Source organism: Algibacter agarivorans, assembly GCF_039543245.1.
Taxonomy (GTDB): domain Bacteria; phylum Bacteroidota; class Bacteroidia; order Flavobacteriales; family Flavobacteriaceae; genus Algibacter_G; species Algibacter_G agarivorans.
The window spans coordinates 74,804-91,538 of record NZ_BAABJJ010000029.1; the positions used below are offsets into that span (position 1 = coordinate 74,804).

The following is a 16,735-nucleotide window of genomic DNA, read 5'->3' on the forward strand; positions in this document are numbered from 1 at the left end:
AATAATTATGGCAACTAAACTAACAGCACTTCTAAATATAAAACACCCCATTATTCAGGCACCTATGTTTTTGGTTTCTAACGTAGCCATGGTAAAAGAAGCCATGCATGGAGGTATTGCAGGTTGTATTCCGGCGTTGAATTACCGAACACTTGATGAGTTACGAATAGCTTTAAGAGAATTAAAAGCAGCAAAACCAGAAGGGGGGGCTTTTGGATTTAATTTAATTGTTAACAAATCGAACTTAAAGTACAAAGGACAGTTAGAAGTGATTTGTGAAGAAGGTTGTGATTTTATAATAACCTCATTAGGCAGCCCAGAAGAAACCATAAAGCAAGCCCATAAAGCAGGCATAAAAGTATTTTGTGATGTGGTAGATTTAAAATTTGCCAAAAAAGTTGAAGAATTAGGTGCTGATGCGGTTATAGCTGTAAATAATTTGGCAGGAGGTCATAGAGGAGATAAAACACCAGAAGCATTAATTAGAGAATTAAGCACGCATTGCAGCATTCCAATCATTTCGGCTGGTGGCGTTGGCTGCAAAGCAGATATTGATGACATGTTGAGTTATGGAGCAGAAGGTGTTTCTGTAGGAAGTCCTTTTATAGCCTCTCTTGAAGCAGACGTAACAGAGGAATATAAACAAGCATGCGTAGATTATGGAGCTGATGATATTGTTATGACCGAGCGTATTTCAGGAACACCCTGTACCGTGATTAATACGCCTTATGTACAAAAAATAGGCACAAAACAAACGGGGTTAGAATCTGTTTTGAATAAAAACAAAAAACTTAAAAAATGGGTGAAAATGATTCGGTTTTCAATCGGTATGAATGCAACTAAAAAGGCCGCCACTAAAGCCACTTATAAAACCGTTTGGGTTGCAGGTCCAAGTATAGAGCATACCAATAAAATATTACCAACTAAAGATATAATCAGGCATTTAGTTAGTTAACTAAAGCCACGTTCTTATGTTTTTTATCCCTTTTTTTTCCAACAAATAAACTAAGTGTTGTACTTGCTGCTAAACCACCAGCAGTAGTTGACACAAATTCACCAGTATCAAAACGTCCATTTATTATATAGCCATCGTAAATTTCTTTGGATAAACCAGCTAAAGATGATAGACCTAAACTATACCAAAAGGCTTTCTTTTTGTTTTTTGTTTTAGAATAAACTAATGAGTAAGTAGTGCTAGAAATTAAAGCACCTACTCCAAAATGCAATACATCATCATCAGATATAAATTGTGCGTTGCTAAGGCTTGTAAACAATAAGGCTAATATTATTATAAGGGTCTTCATATTAAAACATTTTGTAAAACGTAATTTTAGATAATATTTATGAATAGCTTTATAAATACTTGATGAACTACCTATTTATATGGTTACCATGAATTTTAATTGTTAATCAATTTTTAAAATGGTTACTTTTGGTTATCACATTTAAAAGGGTTTTTTATGCAAATTGAAAATGAATCTCAACTTCGCGAATTATATGGTTATGCTACAGGAAGAGCTAAAGATAAATTGCTTTATAGTCTAGAACCTCACGCTATTAATTTTATAAATCATGCCCCTTTTTTAGTATTGTCAACGTCTAGTAAAGAAGGAAAACAAGATGCATCTCCAAGAGGTGGACATCCTGGATTTGTAAAAGTGATGAACGAAAAAGAAATTGTTATTCCAGACGCCAAAGGCAACAATAGGGTAGATAGTATTTCTAATATCGTTGAGACTGGCACTATTGGGTTATTATTCTTAATTCCTGGGATTGATGAAACGCTTCGTGTTAATGGAACAGCCTATTTATCTACTGATAAAGCCTATCTAAACCTATTTACAGCCGAACAAAATCCGCCAAAAGCCTGTATTGTTATTAGAGTAGAAGAACTATTTTTGCATTGTGCTAAAGCCTTTATGCGTTCTAAATTATGGGATAAAAACACCCAAATTAATAGAGATGATTTTCCAACTATCGGGCAAATGCTAAAAGACCAATTAGGGTCTAAAGAAACTCCAGAATCTAGAGATGCTATGATGAAGCGTTATAAAAAGGATTTGTAAACGCGGTTTAGGCTTATTTGTTTGAACTAGTTGTTAAATACTTTCCAATTTTTGGAAGGTGTTTTTTGTTTATAAGTGTTTATAACTTCACTCTTATTTAAGTAAGAAAAATTCTAACTTTGCTTATCGGTGGATATAAATCATTGAAACGGATTCATATCCTAATCTTTAGGAACATGCTGAAAACAAAAATATGACAACAACAGAAATTAGAAAGAAAATTGCTGAATCCTCCGAATCGGATTGGTTCAATTCAGTTGAAGTTACAATTGAATATCCTCATATTGAATTTTCTCTAACCCTCAAAGGATTTAGTTCAATACACAAGTTTGTGAGTCAACAGCTTGCTGGCTGGGAGAAATTAGAAAATATTCCATCAGAATTAAATTCTTCAAAACAACATTTTAATACTTTAAAAGGCAGACTAGATAATTTTTTGAATTCACGGCATCTTGAAACTAAAGGGAATCTTGAAAACTACTGGAGAACTGAGAAAGGTCAAATTCAAAAAAACGGTAATTATTTCACCTATGACTCAAGTCAAACGGAATTTTTGACTGACATAAATAACAGAATACCTGATTCAACTACTGGAGCATACAACTACATTGTTAAAACAAATACGAATTTAGCAGATAGAAATAATTTAATTGGGAGTCTTCTCGCCTATGAATTTGATTTAAAAGATAATTCAGAAATAACAGAACGAAGGAAAAAAGAAAAATCGTCTATCAGTAAGATTAAAAATGATTTAAGAAGTCAACTAAGTGAATCAGAAACTCAATTGACTGGACATTTAACCAAAGCTAATCAAGATTACCAAAAATATGTAAATTTAATAGACACCTTCAAATCTGAAAAGGAATCTTTATTTAATGATTGGTATGACGGAACTGATGAAAACAGTGGAGTTAAAGATAAAATCGCTGAACTTGAAAACACTTATGACAGTTTATTAAGCTTAAAAAAACCAGCTGAATATTGGAATAATCGTGCTAAAAATTTAAGAACTCAAGGATGGATTTCATTTGCAGCGTTAATAGTTTTTGTGGTTTTAGTCGTATGGTCATTAGGAGAACTGCTTTGGAAGGTACCTGAAGAAATTTATACAAGCTTTTTTGCAGATGACAAAAGTGCAGCAATCCGTTGGTCAATAATCTATATTACCTTTATTTCTTTTATGGCTTTCTGCATAAAAGCAATTACTAAAGTTATGTTTAGTTCTTTTCATTTGGCAAGAGATAGTGAAGAACGTAATACATTAACATATTTCTATCTATCTCTATTGAATGACTCTAAAGTTGAAAAAGAAGATAGACAGTTAATTATGCAATCTCTATTTAGTAGAGCTGACACTGGATTACTTAAAGATGATTCTGGACCGACTATGCCGAATGATTTTATAAGTAAAATAATAAACAAATAGTTATTTCAAACCAGATGCAAGGACAAGAAAATCACCTACTAGCCCTCGTCTCCCGACGAGTTCTGTTACAAGTAAGTGTTCGTCACAGTCGAGCCTAGCATCATGAATATTCAGCAAAAACATCATTCTTGATCCCATCCCATTCCTCCTTCAAAATCCCATAACAACAGGTATTCCGCCTAAAACCATCAAGCATCAGCGTATTTTTACGCAAAACACCCTCTAAGATGCCACCAATTTTTTCAACGGCTTTTCTAGAGGGGATGTTACGTTCATCCACTCTAAACTCTACTTTATCAAACTTTAGGGTTTCAAAGGCATATTGCAGCATTAAAAATTTAATATTCATATTTAAGCCTGTGCCTTGAAATTCGCGTCCTATCCAAGTGGCTCCGATTTCTAAAACGCTGTTGTGCCAATTTATGTTCATATAACGTGATGTGCCGGCATAGGTGTTTGCTTTTTTGTCAAAAATAATAAAAGGCATAGCGGTTTTATTGATTTGCCAATCTAAAGCTGTTTGCACGTACTGTTTTAAATCTTCGGGCGTTTCAACTTTACTTGGGGAGTATTGTACCAAGTTTTCTTGTTGACCAATTTCCGTTAGGTGGGTATAGTTTTCTAAATTTAAAGGCGTGAGTTTTACGCGTTTGTTTTCTAGGGTTGGTATGTTCATGGTATGTACGTCATTGCGAATCAGGCCTTTTTGCCTGATGTGGCAATCTTTTTGTTGTTTGCTATGTTGTTTCTAATTATATGTGTCGCTTTGTTTCATGAGATTGCCATGTCATGCTTCCTCGCAATGACAACTTATAATAAGTCATTTATAATATCCACATTTACTTCATGCTTACCATCAAACATTATAACATGCAATTGATTATTAAATAAATCTTGTGCTTTTTTTGTTTCAGATTGCAAACGTTCTTCGTTTAAATAATCATCATGTGTACCACAAATTAAGCTCACTTTAGTATTTAAAAATGCAAAGTCTTCAGCTTGTAATTCTTTAGGAATACCTCCAGAATGCAGAACGAGTTGTGCGCATTGTAATTGCCGTTTTGCCACATAGCGCATTGCCACACTAACACCTTGTGAATATCCAAACACAATTAAATTAAGATTATCAGGGATGTTTTCAGCTTCAAATATGGCATCAAAATTACGCATGACATTTTCGGTGTCTTTTACAGTATTTTCTTTAGTTAGCCAATTTGTGCCTACGTGTTTAAACCCAGGCTGAATATAGTATTTACTGCTTGCTTGTGGGGCAATGATATAATTTTCGTCTAGATTTAAGCCTTTAAAATATTTTAAAAAGTACCGGCTTAAATACCCCATACCATGACAAACAAACCAAACATTTTTAGTCGATTTTGTTAGCGTATTTAAGGTAGAATAGGAGTTGGTTGTAGTATATGATATTTCTTTTTCTCGTGAATTCATTTACAACTTATGTTTTGTATTTTTGTTAACGATTTAAAAATAAACTATTCTATGCAATTATCTAAAAAAGATGTTTTAGAACAAGCTAATAAAGCTTGTAAAAACACCTTGATGGAAACCTTAAATATTGAAATTACAGATTTTGGTGATGATTTTTTAGTAGCTAGAATGCCTGTAAATTCTAGAGTACATCAACCAGACGGCGTGCTGCATGGTGGTGCTACAGTTGCCTTAGCAGAAAGTGTAGGTAGTTTTGCTTCCCATATTTTCATGGATACAGAAAAATTTTTTATTCGTGGCATAGAAATTACAGCAAACCATTTAAAAAGTGTTAAAGAAGGTTTTGTATACGCTAAAGCTACGTTTTTACACAAAGGCCGAACCACGCAATTATTAGATATTCGTGTAACCGACGAAGCCGATAATTTGATATCTATTTGTAAGCTATCTACCATTTCGTTACCTAAAAATAAATAATGACCTCAAACGATTTTTTTGAGCGTATTGGATCGCATTTTCATAATCAATTGCCTTTTGTAGCTTACAGAAAACCAAACCAAGACAATCTCAGTGCACGACTTCAAAGTAATGATAATTTGCACTTTACTGAAGATTTTACCGAAAAGGGTTTTGTGTTTTCGCCATTTGACGATGCTGAAAAAACAGTGCTAATTCCAAGTGATAGTTCTGAAGTGATAAGTTTAGCCAATCTAAATCTAGAAAGTCACACTGAGCCTGTCGAAGTGCAAATGCATATCAATTCAGCCACAACAGATTCTAAAAAAAATCACATCAGCCTTATTAAAAAAGGTGTTGAAGCTATAAAAAAATCTGAATTAAAGAAAGTCGTTTTATCTAGACAGGAAACGGTAAATCTTTCTGATGCCAATCCGCTTACAATCTTTAAAAATATATTAAACGCTTACAAATCGGCATTTGTATATTGTTGGTACCACCCTAAAGTAGGCTTGTGGTTAGGTGCTACTCCAGAAACCTTAATAAAAATAGAAGGCAACCGATTTTCTATTATGGCATTGGCAGGCACTCAAGATTATAAAGGCGGTTTGGATGTGGTTTGGCAGCCTAAAGAAAAACAAGAGCAGCAATTTGTTACCGATTTTATAATCGACAACTTAAAACCATCGGTTGAAAGTTTTAAGGTTTCTGATGTTGAAACCGTAAAAGCAGGGAATTTGATACACTTAAAAACCATGATTTCTGCTCAGTTAAAATCTAAAACATCCTTAAAGCAAGTTATAGGGGCTTTACACCCAACGCCCGCAGTTTGTGGATTACCAAAACTACCGGCAAAACAATTCATCTTAAAACAAGAGGATTATAATCGTGAATTCTACACCGGGTTTTTAGGTGAACTGAATTTAGAAATAACTAAAGCACCACGTTCTGGTCGACGAAACATAGAAAACAGAGCGTATGCCGTTACTAAAAATAGTACACAACTTTACGTGAATTTACGTTGTATGCAGCTTAAAAATAAACAGGCTATTATTTATGTAGGTGGTGGTATTACTGAAAGCTCTTGTGCTGAAAGTGAATGGGAAGAAACGGTTTCAAAATCTTTGGTAATTAAAAGTATCTTGCCATAGATTGATTTAACGCCCTATTTCTTATTTTTGCGCTAAGATTAATGCGTACATGACATACCCAAAAATTCCGCTTGCTCAAACCGTTATTCAGCTTTGTAAAGCAAAAAACATAAAGCACATTATTATTTCTCCAGGTAGTAGAAATGCCCCTTTAACTATAGGCTTTACTAATGATACTTTTTTTAAGTGTTATAGCATTGTAGACGAGCGGTCTGCGGCTTTCTTCGCTTTAGGGATAGCCCAACAATTGCAAGAACCCACTGCTGTACTTTGTACGTCTGGTAGTGCTTTGTTAAATTATTATCCTGCCGTGGCGGAAGCGTTTTATAGTAATATCCCGTTAGTTATTTTATCAGCAGACAGACCGAAGCATTTAATTGGTATTGGTGATGGGCAAACCATTAACCAAAAAAATGTTTTTGAAAATCATATTTTATTTTCTGCTAATTTAAAGTTGGATTTGAAGGATGAAAAGAATATTCCTGAACATGAAGAATTACCAATTTTTAAAAATTTAGAAGATAAATTTGAACGTTTGCTAGGCTTGCAAAAAAATATTCAAACGCATAACGAAGAAAACATAAATACAGCTATTAATCTTGCTGTCCTTAAAAAAGGACCTGTGCATATTAATATTCCTTTAGATGAACCGCTTTATGAAACGGTTGAAGCATTAAGTGTGTCACCAAAGACTATAGCTATTAATGTAAAGTCTGATAACATTGAAGATTACGTATTGCAATCTTGTTTTGAGGATTGGAATTCTGCATCAAAAAAAATGATTTTGGTTGGTGTGAATTCGCCTAACCAAATTGAAAAAAAATGGATAGATGAATTGGCTGAAGATGATAGCGTTATTGTGCTAACAGAAACGACATCTAATTTACATCACCCCAGTTTTTTTTCGAGTATAGACCAACTTATTGCACCTCTTTCTGATGAAGAAAAGCAGGAACTTCAGCCTGATATTTTAGTCACTTTTGGTGGTTTAATTGTGTCTAAAAAAATTAAACAATTTCTGCGTAAATATCAACCTGAACACCATTGGCATATAGATGGTAAAATGGCGAATGACACGTTTTTTTGTTTAGATAACCATATTCAAAAAACACCAAATGCCTTTTTTGAAGCCTTTTTACCAAGAGTTACACATTATGTAAAAAGCAATTACAAAGCCATTTGGACAACTGTAAAGCAAAGTCGTTTAAAAAAGCATAAAACCTATTTAGAACAAATTCCGTTTTCAGATTTTAAGGTTTTTAGTCGTATTTTAAAATCTATTCCAGACCAATACATATTGCAATCTGGTAATAGTTCTGCAATTCGCTATACACAATTATTCAAAATAAATAAAACTCTTGAAGTGTATTGTAATCGAGGCACCAGCGGTATTGATGGAAGCACATCCACAGCTATTGGTTGTGCAGTGGCTAATAAAAAACCAACCCTATTTATTACAGGTGATTTAAGTTTTCTATACGATAGTAATGCGCTTTGGAATAACTATATTCCTAAAAACTTTAAAATTATTATTGTGAATAATCAAGGTGGTGGTATTTTCAGAATTTTGCCAGGACACAAAAACACAGAGAATTTTGACACCTATTTTGAAACGAATCATCAGTTAACGGCAGAACATTTATGTAATATGTATGGGTTTAAATATGAATCAATTTCTGATGAAGTATCATTAAAATCAGCATTAAAATCTTTCTATTTAGAAGATGATCAGCCCAAATTATTAGAGGTTTTTACACCAAAACAAATTAATGACGACGTGCTGCTAAATTACTTCGATTTTATCAGCTGAATATGTGACTTGTAAGTAATTATTGTGTCTAATAAATAGTTATCTTTATAACAGCTATCAATTAGTATTTATTAACACATTAAAAACGAAATCATTATGAGTAAAAGAGATGAGCTTATTGCAAAATATGCTACCGATTTAAAAGACAAATGCGGTGTAAACGCAGACATGGATTTATTAACTAAAGTTACTATTGGTTGTGGTCCATCTATTTATAACAAGGATGCTGCAACGGTTTCTGGATCTGATGATTCTGAGTTAGCTACCGTGAAAAACAATTTTTTAATTAAAAAATTAGGATTAAAAGATGGTGCTGATTTAGATAAAGGTATTCAGGCCGTTATGGATAAATATGGACAATCTAACCGTAATAAGTATAGAGCCGTAGTTTACTATTTGCTTACTAAACATTTTGGAAAAGAGTCTGTTTATTAGAACTCTGTTTTTATAAAGTATAAAGCGTTACGTAATTGTAGCGTTTTTTTTATATAATCTCCAGACCCTTCAGGTTTTAAAAACCTGAAGGGTCTTTTTAATTAAAAGGTTTTGATTAATAGTATCTGTCACAATTTTTTGTTCCTAAAAATATTACTTAAACTTTTTACTCCCTTTGTATTAAAGTAAGGGTAATTTCGATTAATCGAAATTAGGAGGGTTGAGTGCAAAAGTATTTAAAGCGTTTTTATTTTTAAAATTTGATAAACTTTGGGTTGGAAAATTAAATGGCAATATATTACTGTTACTGCGATTGCCTGCGCAAGGGATTGAACGGTTTGTTTGAGCTCCCCGACCTTAGGAGGGAGCGAGTAGTGAAAGCCTGACCCGATAGGGATGCGCCCAAAAAAATAAATATAAATAAGTATTAAGTTGAATGGTTGTAAACTTAGTGCAAGATTGAAAAATTGTTACCTTTGCAGCATGATAAAATTAGGGGAAATAAATACGCTAGAAATACTTCGTGAAACTGATCACGGTGCTTATTTGATTGATGATGAAGATAACCAGGTGTTATTGCCAAACCGTTATGTGCCTGAGGCTTTTAAAATTTGGGATAAGCTTGATGTTTTTGTGTATTTAGATAATGAACAGCGCCCTGTTGCAACAACGGATATGCCATATATTAAGCGTGGTGAATTTGCTTTATTACGTTGTAACCAAGCAACGGATTTCGGTGCTTTTTTAGATTGGGGTTTAGTAAAAGAATTGTTTTGTCCGTTTAGTGAGCAAGCTTTTAAAATGAAAGCAGGCGGTTGGTATTTGGTGCATTGCTATTTGGATGAAAAGACCGATAGGTTAGTGGCTTCCAGTAAAACCAATAGATTTTTAGATAATAAAGAATTAACTGTTAATGAATTTGATGAAGTCGATTTGATCGTGTCCCACCCATCTGATATTGGTATGAATGTGATTGTGAACAAGAAGCACATGGGACTAATCTATAAAGACAGTATTTTTAAAGATTTAAGTATTGGTGATAAACTTAAAGGGATTGTTAAAAAAATTCGTCCTGGTAATAAACTTGATATTGCCTTAGGTCAAATAGGTTTTAGAAATATAGAACCTAATGCAGAACAGATTATGCAGGAACTTCAAGATAATAGTGGGTATATTAATTTAACAGATAAATCGAGTCCGGAAGCTATTAAAGACGCTTTGCAAATGAGCAAGAAAAACTTTAAGAAAGCTATAGGGACTTTGTATAGACAACGCTTGATAGAAATTAAGCCAGATGGGATTTATTTAGTTTAGTATTTTTACAACATGATAAATCAAGACACCATTGTAGCTTTAGCAACACCATCCGGCGCTGGTGCCATTGCTGTGATTAGACTATCAGGAAAGGATGCAATAATGATAGCAGATTCGTGTTTTCAATCTGTTACATCTAAAAAAGCACTTAGCAATCAAAAAACACACACCATCCACTTAGGGCATATTATTGATGGAGAAAGAATAGTAGATGAAGTTTTAGTATCTGTTTTTAAAAACCCTAATTCCTATACTGGTGAGGATGTCGTGGAAGTGTCATGCCATGGTTCCAATTATATACAACAAGAAATTATTCAATTGTTTCTTAGAAAAGGCTGTAGAATGGCTACTGCTGGAGAGTTTACGCTTCGTGCATTTTTAAATGCTAAATTGGATTTATCTCAAGCAGAAGCGGTTGCTGATTTAATTTCTAGTGATAATGAAGCGTCCCATCAAATAGCTATGCAACAAATGCGAGGTGGGTTTTCATCTGAAATAGCGAAGCTGCGCGAGGAACTTTTAAACTTCGCTTCTCTTATAGAATTAGAACTTGATTTTGCTGAAGAGGACGTCGAGTTTGCTGATAGAAGCCAATTTAAGGATTTAGTTGAACGTATTCGATTTGTTTTAAAGCGTTTGATTGATTCTTTTGCTGTTGGTAATGTTATTAAAAATGGTATTCCTGTAGCTATTGTAGGAGAACCAAATGTGGGGAAATCCACACTTTTGAATGCTCTGTTAAATGAAGAGCGAGCCATTGTTTCAGAAATAGCAGGAACAACCAGAGATACTATAGAAGACGAAATTTCGATAGGAGGAATTGGTTTCCGTTTTATTGATACTGCTGGTATTCGAGAGACTAAAGATGTGGTTGAAAGTATTGGTATAAAAAGAACCTTTGAAAAAATAGACCAGGCTCAAGTTGTTATTTATTTATTTGATGCTAAAGATTTTCAAACTAAAAAGTCAAAATTTCAAATTGAGATTGAAAAGATTAAAAATAAATACCCTCAGAAACCATTGGTTATTATTGCCAATAAGATAGATAAACTTTCTGAGGAAGAAAAATCAAAATTAGAAGTCACCTTGAGTAATACGACTGCGCTCAGTACAGGCTCTGTTGAAAGGTTTCACTTTATTTTATTATCTGCAAAACATAAAATTGGAGTAGATGCACTACAAGAAAAACTGCTCAGTTTTGTGAATACTGGCGCATTAAGAAACAATGATACCATAGTTACTAACTCCCGTCATTATGATTCTTTATTAAAAGCTTTTGAAGAGATTTATAAAGTAAAGCACGGCTTAGATTCAGGTTTATCAGGCGATTTATTGGCGATAGATATTCGTCAAGCGCTTTATCATTTTGGTGAAATTACTGGTGAAATTACCAATGATGATTTGTTAGGGAATATATTTGCTAATTTCTGTATCGGAAAGTAACTAGCATTTTCGTTTGATGTTAAAATGTATTATTTAAAGAAAAAAGCCTCAAGCTAAAAAGAAATCCTAAAACTGACATTAGGTGTTATACCTAATGAAGCTTGCGAAACTTGTTCAAGTCCATCATTATTGTCGATACGGTAATATGTGTTTAAGTTGTTTTTTTGATTGAGCAGATTCCATATAGATGCGCCTATGTTTGCTTTTGTGTTTTTGCTCACATCAAATTGATAAGTAGAAGATATATCAATTCTTGTATAGTCTTTTAAGCGACTGCTGTTTGCAGATTCGTAATTTATAGTACCTCCACTAATTTCATTGCCTGAGATAGGGCGTGTTGTAGGTTTTCCAGAATGCCAGTTTAATCCAGTAGAAATTTTAAAGTCATTTAATGAATATGTTGTACCCAAGGTTAAAGCATTCGTAAAGTCAAAATTTGTATGAAAGTTATTATTCTGAAGCATTTCAAAATTATAATAATTGTCCATATAAGTATAACTTAACCAAATATTAAAACTATCAAATTGTTTTCTTGCCAAAAAATCGAAACCAAATGCTTTATAGTCACCGTCAGTTCTTGCCAATACATATTGATTTTGAAATCCCTGACTTTGCGTGGTTATTCCGGCTACTTTTTTAAAATAACCCTCACCATTTATTAGCCATCCATTACGATTATATTGTAATCCTAAAGAAACCTGTTTGCTTTGTATTACAGGAATATTAGTGTTGTTAGATAACTGCCATCGATGTTTTTCAATACCAAAAAAATCATTTTGAAAATTAATAATCTGGGATGTGATTTGATGCTTAAATTCTCCAAGAATTTCAAGATTAAAATAAGGGTTTATTTTTTGATTAAAACTTAAGCGTGGTTCAAAAATGTATTTATTTAACTTAGGAATATAATTTGCACGAATACCTGCTGTAATGCTACTCTTTTTGTGTTCAGATAAGAATTTTATTTGTGAATATAAGCCGTGGGTTCTCAAAACTTCAACAACGTATAAACTAAATACTGGGTTATCTACATCGTCAAAATTAGTGACTTGTGTTTCAATAAATTGATAGCCATTTAAAAGCGAAAATTGCTCATTCACTTTATATGTCGTATTTAGTTTTACTCCAGTTTCAGACACTTTGTTTTCTTGTAAAGCACGCTGGTTTAGTATAATATTGGCATTTATCGCTTTCAGCTTATAATCTGTCTCGTAGATTTGCAAAGCGGTTTCAAATTTGGTAGTCCAAATTCTTTTATAAAATAAACCAGCACCAAAACTATTTTGAACAAGGCTACTTCTGCGGGATTCATCAATTCCATTTAATGTAGCATTTTCATCAAAAATAAGCTCGTTGCTAACTGTTAATAAATTCAATCGAAATTGATTTTTTTCATCTATTTGGTACAGCCATCGTAACCCCGTGTCATAGAAGTCGAATTCAATATTAGAGTTATTGACATCTTCCGTGTTCATTTCTAATTCGGAATCTTGTTGAATTCTATCAAAATAAGAATTATAAGTTGGTGTTTTAAAAAAATCACTTAGCCCTTTTCTTGCAGATATTTGTAATGACGAATTCGTACTAATTGGAATGTCTGCAAAAACATCCAGATTCAAAAAATTAACACCGATACTGCCTTTAAAATCATCATTAATATCCTCGCTGGAATGCATTTCGATTGTTCCTGAAACACCATCTGAATGATGGACACTTGTTCCGTTTTTAGTAAGTATTGCTTTATCGGTCATTTTCGGGTTAAAAATAGAAATCAACCCAAAAAAATGTCCTGATTGATACATTTTGATGCCATCCCAAAGCAGTAAATTTTCATCATTACTACCACCTCTAATGTTTATGTTAGATACTGTTTCGTCAACACTATGTATCCCTGGTAGCGCTCGTACTGTTTGTAAAATATCTGTTTCAATTAATCCTGGAAGAATTCCAAATTCTGAAAAATTTATTTGAAATGAACTATTGTATAGTTTATTAATTCCTTCTGCCAAATAATTAGAAAGCACCACTTGTTGTAATTTTACCACTTCAGGTACCAAGTAAATAGTTCCACAAGTCTCTGTATTGAAAAAGCGGAAAGCTCTTTTAAGTCGTTTATACCCCAAATGACGAATTATGATAGTTTCTTTTTTCTTTTTAATCTCAAGTTTAAAATATCCATTTTTATCACTACTGGCAGATGCGTTTTTACTTTGTATGGTAGCAAAAGCAATAGGAGATTTTGTTTCAATATCTTTGAGGTAGCCACATAAAAAAAAAGTATCGGTATTAGTTATTGAAACAAAATCATTTAAAATGGAAAAATTAAGTTCTGTGTGTTTTTCTAAAAAAGCAATGGCATCTTCAAAAGAGCTCTTTTCTGGAGGATAAAAAACTAAAACCTCATCAATAGTCTGAAACAAATAATTGAATTGGTAAGGGTGTTTGCTTTCTAAATATTCTAGGACCTCAACGAATGGTACTTTCTTCTGTTGAACCTGAGCATTAAGAGAAAGACTAAGAAAAACAATAACAAAAATTAGTTTATTCACTATGATGTAATGAAATTTTAGTTGGTGATTCCATATCATAAACGAGTTTTAGAGGAGTGGTTATTGACTCTAAAGCTTCTTCTAAATTTTTATGAGTAAACCCACCAGTAAATAATAAACTCTCGTCTTTTTGATTAACCGTAATTACAACCTTGTATTGTCTTTCTAGCTCTTTAATAACTTCATGAAAAGGCACTTTCTTAAAATAACTAGTATGATTTATCCAAAAAGGTTTTTCTTTATTCGATATGGTATCAGATGAAATCTTACCATTTAATATTCTATAAATATGTCCCGGTAATAATTTCAAAGTTTCTTTTTTATAGGATACAGCTACCAGACCTTCAAAACAATTTACTTCAAACAGGTTTTTACGTTGCTTAACATTAAATTCAGTTCCTAAAACACTTACTTTTCCAATGGAGGTAACAACATCAAAAGTTGAGCCTTTAGCAACTTTAAAAAAGGCTTCACCTTCAAGTATAAGCTCTCTTTTATCAGCCCAAGTATTTTTATTAAATGTAATTTCTGAAACTGCATTTAGCATCACTTCTGATGCATCTGGCAGTTGAACCATTCTTTTTTCTCCTATTGCAGTTTCTATGTTAATAGCATTATTAAAAAAGAACAGGAAATAGATTCCAAATGCTATTACAAAAACACTAGCAATTCTAAGCATTGGTACTAACCAATTGCGCTTATTGAGTAAGTTGTTTTTAGATTTTATTTTGCTTTTTAGGATTTCTACATCTTGGACTTCTGAAAAATTAGAGGCACTAAAAGCAGGAGCTTTATCAATAATTTGTTTTAAAAGTTCATTGTCTTCAATCACATCAAAAGCAATTTGTTCTTCTTCTGTTAGCCTTCCTTCAAGCCATTTTTTATTTAAGGATTCTTTTTCCATAATTCGTACTTCTATTACTATAACAATTTAGAAGGCTTTTTTGCGTAAAACTTATTGAATTCTTCTAGTTCGGCTTTAAGTTTTAACGAGGCGTTATAAACCCTGCTATCTACAACACGTCGTGTAACTCCTAACATTTCTGCAATTTCTTTATGCGGTTTTTTATCTGCTTTACTTAATAAAAAAGTGATACGTTGCTCTTCAGGTAGTTTGCTCAATGCCTTTTGATATTTATCAAAAAATTGAGCTTCTTCCATAATAAACTCAGGACTTTCATTAGTGTATTCTTTTGGTTTTGTCTGAATATAGCGTAGGACTACTTTTCTATGCTTGATATCATTTAACATCATATTACCAGCCACTTTAAAAAGAAACGCACGTGCAGAACTTGGAGGAACTTTTTTGCAATTTTCCCACAGTTTTATAAATGCTTCTTGCATTTTATCATTGGGGTCTAAATATTCTCCAAATTTATAGTATAAAAAATCGTGCAGGCTTTTAGAGTATTTAGAGTAAATACCTGTAAAAGTTTCTTCCTCGCAGATGTGATTTTTAATTTCTTTGGGCATCGCAGTTGAATATTCATTAAATTTAGAAAAAAAAATATAAATGTAATTTTGTTGAGTTAGTTGTTATATATATGAAACGAATTATTAAAATTGTTGTTGTGAAACTAAGCCTAAAAATATTTCTAGTACTATTGTGCCTAATCGTTTTATCTTCTTGCAGGAAAGACGAATACAGATTTGAGGAAGTGCCAGAAGAAATGCCATTGGTTCCTACATCAGTGGCTGCAAATTTGGTGCAACGTACTACGCTTAAAGATGGCTCAATCGATAATATTATTGATAAAGCAAGTTGTATTACTATAAAACTTCCCGTTAGTCTAGTTGTTAATAGTCTTCAGATTACTGTTAATAATGAAGACGATTTTGATACGATTGAAGCTATTTTTGATGATAGCGACACAGATACAGACACCTTGGTTATTACGTTTCCTATCACTATTATATTAGAAAATTTTACTGAATCGCTTGTGGTTTCCGAAAGTGAACTCAACAGTTATAGAAATAATTGTCCTGATGAAAATGAAGACGATGACGATATTGAATGTATTGATTTTAATTATCCAATTACCGTTACAACTTACAATACGTTAATTGATGAACTTGGTTCTGAAACGATATATACTGATAAAGAATTTTACGAATTTATAGATGATATTGAAGACTATTTGATTGTAAATATCAATTTTCCAATAGAATTAACGGGTTCTGATGGAACATTTTTGAGTATTGGTAATTTGGATGATTTAGAAGATGCTATTGAAGATGCTATAGATGATTGTGATGAAGATGATGATTATGATTCTGATGAAGACGATAACATTAGTGCCTCAGAACAAGAGTTTAAAGATTTATTGATGCTCTGTAAATGGGAGGTTAAAGAATTTGAAGTTGATGAACAGCATATAGAAAACCAATTTAACGGCTATAGATTTACTTTTAATGCAGATGGTACAGCCATAGCAACAGATGCTTCAAATACTGATTTTAATGGTAGTTGGACAGTAAGTACTAATAGTGGTTTAAGGCTATCAATACAATTCGCAGATTTCTCAGTAATTAGTGCTATTTGGAGGTTACATGAAATAAATCCTGAAGATGACGGCACACGATTGGATTTGCGTAATCTGGAAGACCACATAAAACTGCGTCAGGATTGTCCGTAATTA

General features: G+C 32.7%; 16 protein-coding genes. 10 read left to right on the forward strand and 6 right to left on the reverse strand.

The window, feature by feature from the left end:
- Positions 1-7 precede the first annotated feature (7 nt).
- Positions 8-955: an NAD(P)H-dependent flavin oxidoreductase gene (locus ABD935_RS09680; protein ID WP_345191754.1), complete on the forward strand. Its 948-nt coding sequence runs from the start codon at positions 8-10 to the stop codon at positions 953-955.
- Here ABD935_RS09680 and ABD935_RS09685 read toward each other — a convergent pair.
- Positions 948-1,304 carry a hypothetical protein gene (locus ABD935_RS09685; RefSeq protein WP_345191756.1) on the reverse strand — a complete coding sequence of 119 codons (357 nt, stop codon included), beginning with the start codon at positions 1,302-1,304 and terminating at the stop codon, positions 948-950. The two genes, ABD935_RS09680 and ABD935_RS09685, sit on opposite strands and share 8 nt — an antisense overlap.
- Before the next feature lie 156 nt (positions 1,305-1,460).
- On the opposite strand from ABD935_RS09685, the gene ABD935_RS09690 reads away from it, so the two are divergent.
- Both ABD935_RS09690 and ABD935_RS09695 read left to right on the forward strand, forming a co-directional pair.
- The gene (locus tag ABD935_RS09690; protein WP_345191757.1) at positions 1,461-2,066 is read left to right on the forward strand and encodes a pyridoxamine 5'-phosphate oxidase family protein; all 606 of its coding nucleotides are present in this window, start codon (positions 1,461-1,463) and stop codon (positions 2,064-2,066) included.
- Between the two features lie 193 nt (positions 2,067-2,259).
- Positions 2,260-3,492, forward strand: a complete 1,233-nt coding sequence (locus ABD935_RS09695) for a DUF6161 domain-containing protein (protein WP_345191759.1) — start codon at positions 2,260-2,262, stop codon at positions 3,490-3,492.
- A 100-nt stretch (positions 3,493-3,592) separates the two neighbouring features.
- Here the strand turns inward: ABD935_RS09695 and ABD935_RS09700 are convergent, their stop codons facing one another.
- Complete coding sequence (locus ABD935_RS09700) at positions 3,593-4,168, reverse strand: GNAT family N-acetyltransferase (protein WP_345191760.1); 576 nt, start codon at positions 4,166-4,168, stop codon at positions 3,593-3,595.
- Between the two features lie 134 nt (positions 4,169-4,302).
- Positions 4,303-4,938 carry an alpha/beta hydrolase gene (locus ABD935_RS09705; RefSeq protein ID WP_345191762.1) on the reverse strand — a complete coding sequence of 212 codons (636 nt, stop codon included), beginning with the start codon at positions 4,936-4,938 and terminating at the stop codon, positions 4,303-4,305.
- Positions 4,939-4,989: 51 nt separating this feature from the next.
- Here ABD935_RS09705 and ABD935_RS09710 point away from each other — a divergent pair, with 51 nt between their 5' ends.
- The 6 genes from ABD935_RS09710 to mnmE all read left to right on the forward strand — a co-directional run bounded on the left by ABD935_RS09710 (position 4,990) and on the right by mnmE (position 11,547).
- Positions 4,990-5,415: a PaaI family thioesterase gene (locus ABD935_RS09710; protein ID WP_345191763.1), complete on the forward strand. Its 426-nt coding sequence runs from the start codon at positions 4,990-4,992 to the stop codon at positions 5,413-5,415.
- Positions 5,415-6,545: a chorismate-binding protein gene (locus tag ABD935_RS09715; protein WP_345191765.1), complete on the forward strand. Its 1,131-nt coding sequence runs from the start codon at positions 5,415-5,417 to the stop codon at positions 6,543-6,545. The genes ABD935_RS09710 and ABD935_RS09715 overlap by 1 nt, the downstream gene beginning before the upstream one ends.
- A 49-nt stretch (positions 6,546-6,594) precedes the next feature.
- On the forward strand, positions 6,595-8,355 hold the full coding sequence (gene menD, locus ABD935_RS09720) for a 2-succinyl-5-enolpyruvyl-6-hydroxy-3-cyclohexene-1-carboxylic-acid synthase (RefSeq protein WP_345191767.1): 1,761 nt from the start codon (positions 6,595-6,597) through the stop codon (positions 8,353-8,355).
- Positions 8,356-8,451: 96 nt separating this feature from the next.
- A complete protein-coding gene (locus ABD935_RS09725) occupies positions 8,452-8,790 on the forward strand; it encodes a DUF2853 family protein (RefSeq protein WP_345191769.1) in 339 nt (112 codons plus the stop codon).
- Between the two features lie 483 nt (positions 8,791-9,273).
- Positions 9,274-10,104: a CvfB family protein gene (locus ABD935_RS09730; protein WP_345191771.1), complete on the forward strand. Its 831-nt coding sequence runs from the start codon at positions 9,274-9,276 to the stop codon at positions 10,102-10,104.
- Positions 10,105-10,116: 12 nt separating this feature from the next.
- Positions 10,117-11,547 carry a tRNA uridine-5-carboxymethylaminomethyl(34) synthesis GTPase MnmE gene (gene mnmE, locus ABD935_RS09735; protein ID WP_345191772.1) on the forward strand — a complete coding sequence of 477 codons (1,431 nt, stop codon included), beginning with the start codon at positions 10,117-10,119 and terminating at the stop codon, positions 11,545-11,547.
- A 53-nt stretch (positions 11,548-11,600) separates the two neighbouring features.
- Here the strand turns inward: mnmE and ABD935_RS09740 are convergent, their stop codons facing one another.
- The 3 genes from ABD935_RS09740 to ABD935_RS09750 are packed head-to-tail and all read right to left on the reverse strand — an operon-like array spanning position 11,601 to position 15,569.
- Entirely contained in the window at positions 11,601-14,096 is a 2,496-nt protein-coding gene (locus ABD935_RS09740; protein ID WP_345191774.1) for a TonB-dependent receptor plug domain-containing protein, read from the reverse strand.
- Positions 14,089-15,000, reverse strand: coding sequence for a FecR family protein (locus ABD935_RS09745; RefSeq protein WP_345191776.1), 912 nt, complete (start codon positions 14,998-15,000; stop codon positions 14,089-14,091). Before ABD935_RS09745 ends, ABD935_RS09740 begins: the two co-directional genes overlap by 8 nt.
- A gap of 17 nt (positions 15,001-15,017) precedes the next feature.
- Complete coding sequence (locus ABD935_RS09750) at positions 15,018-15,569, reverse strand: RNA polymerase sigma factor (protein WP_345191777.1); 552 nt, start codon at positions 15,567-15,569, stop codon at positions 15,018-15,020.
- A gap of 71 nt (positions 15,570-15,640) precedes the next feature.
- Here ABD935_RS09750 and ABD935_RS09755 point away from each other — a divergent pair, with 71 nt between their 5' ends.
- On the forward strand, positions 15,641-16,732 hold the full coding sequence (locus ABD935_RS09755) for a hypothetical protein (protein ID WP_345191779.1): 1,092 nt from the start codon (positions 15,641-15,643) through the stop codon (positions 16,730-16,732).
- Positions 16,733-16,735 lie beyond the last annotated feature (3 nt).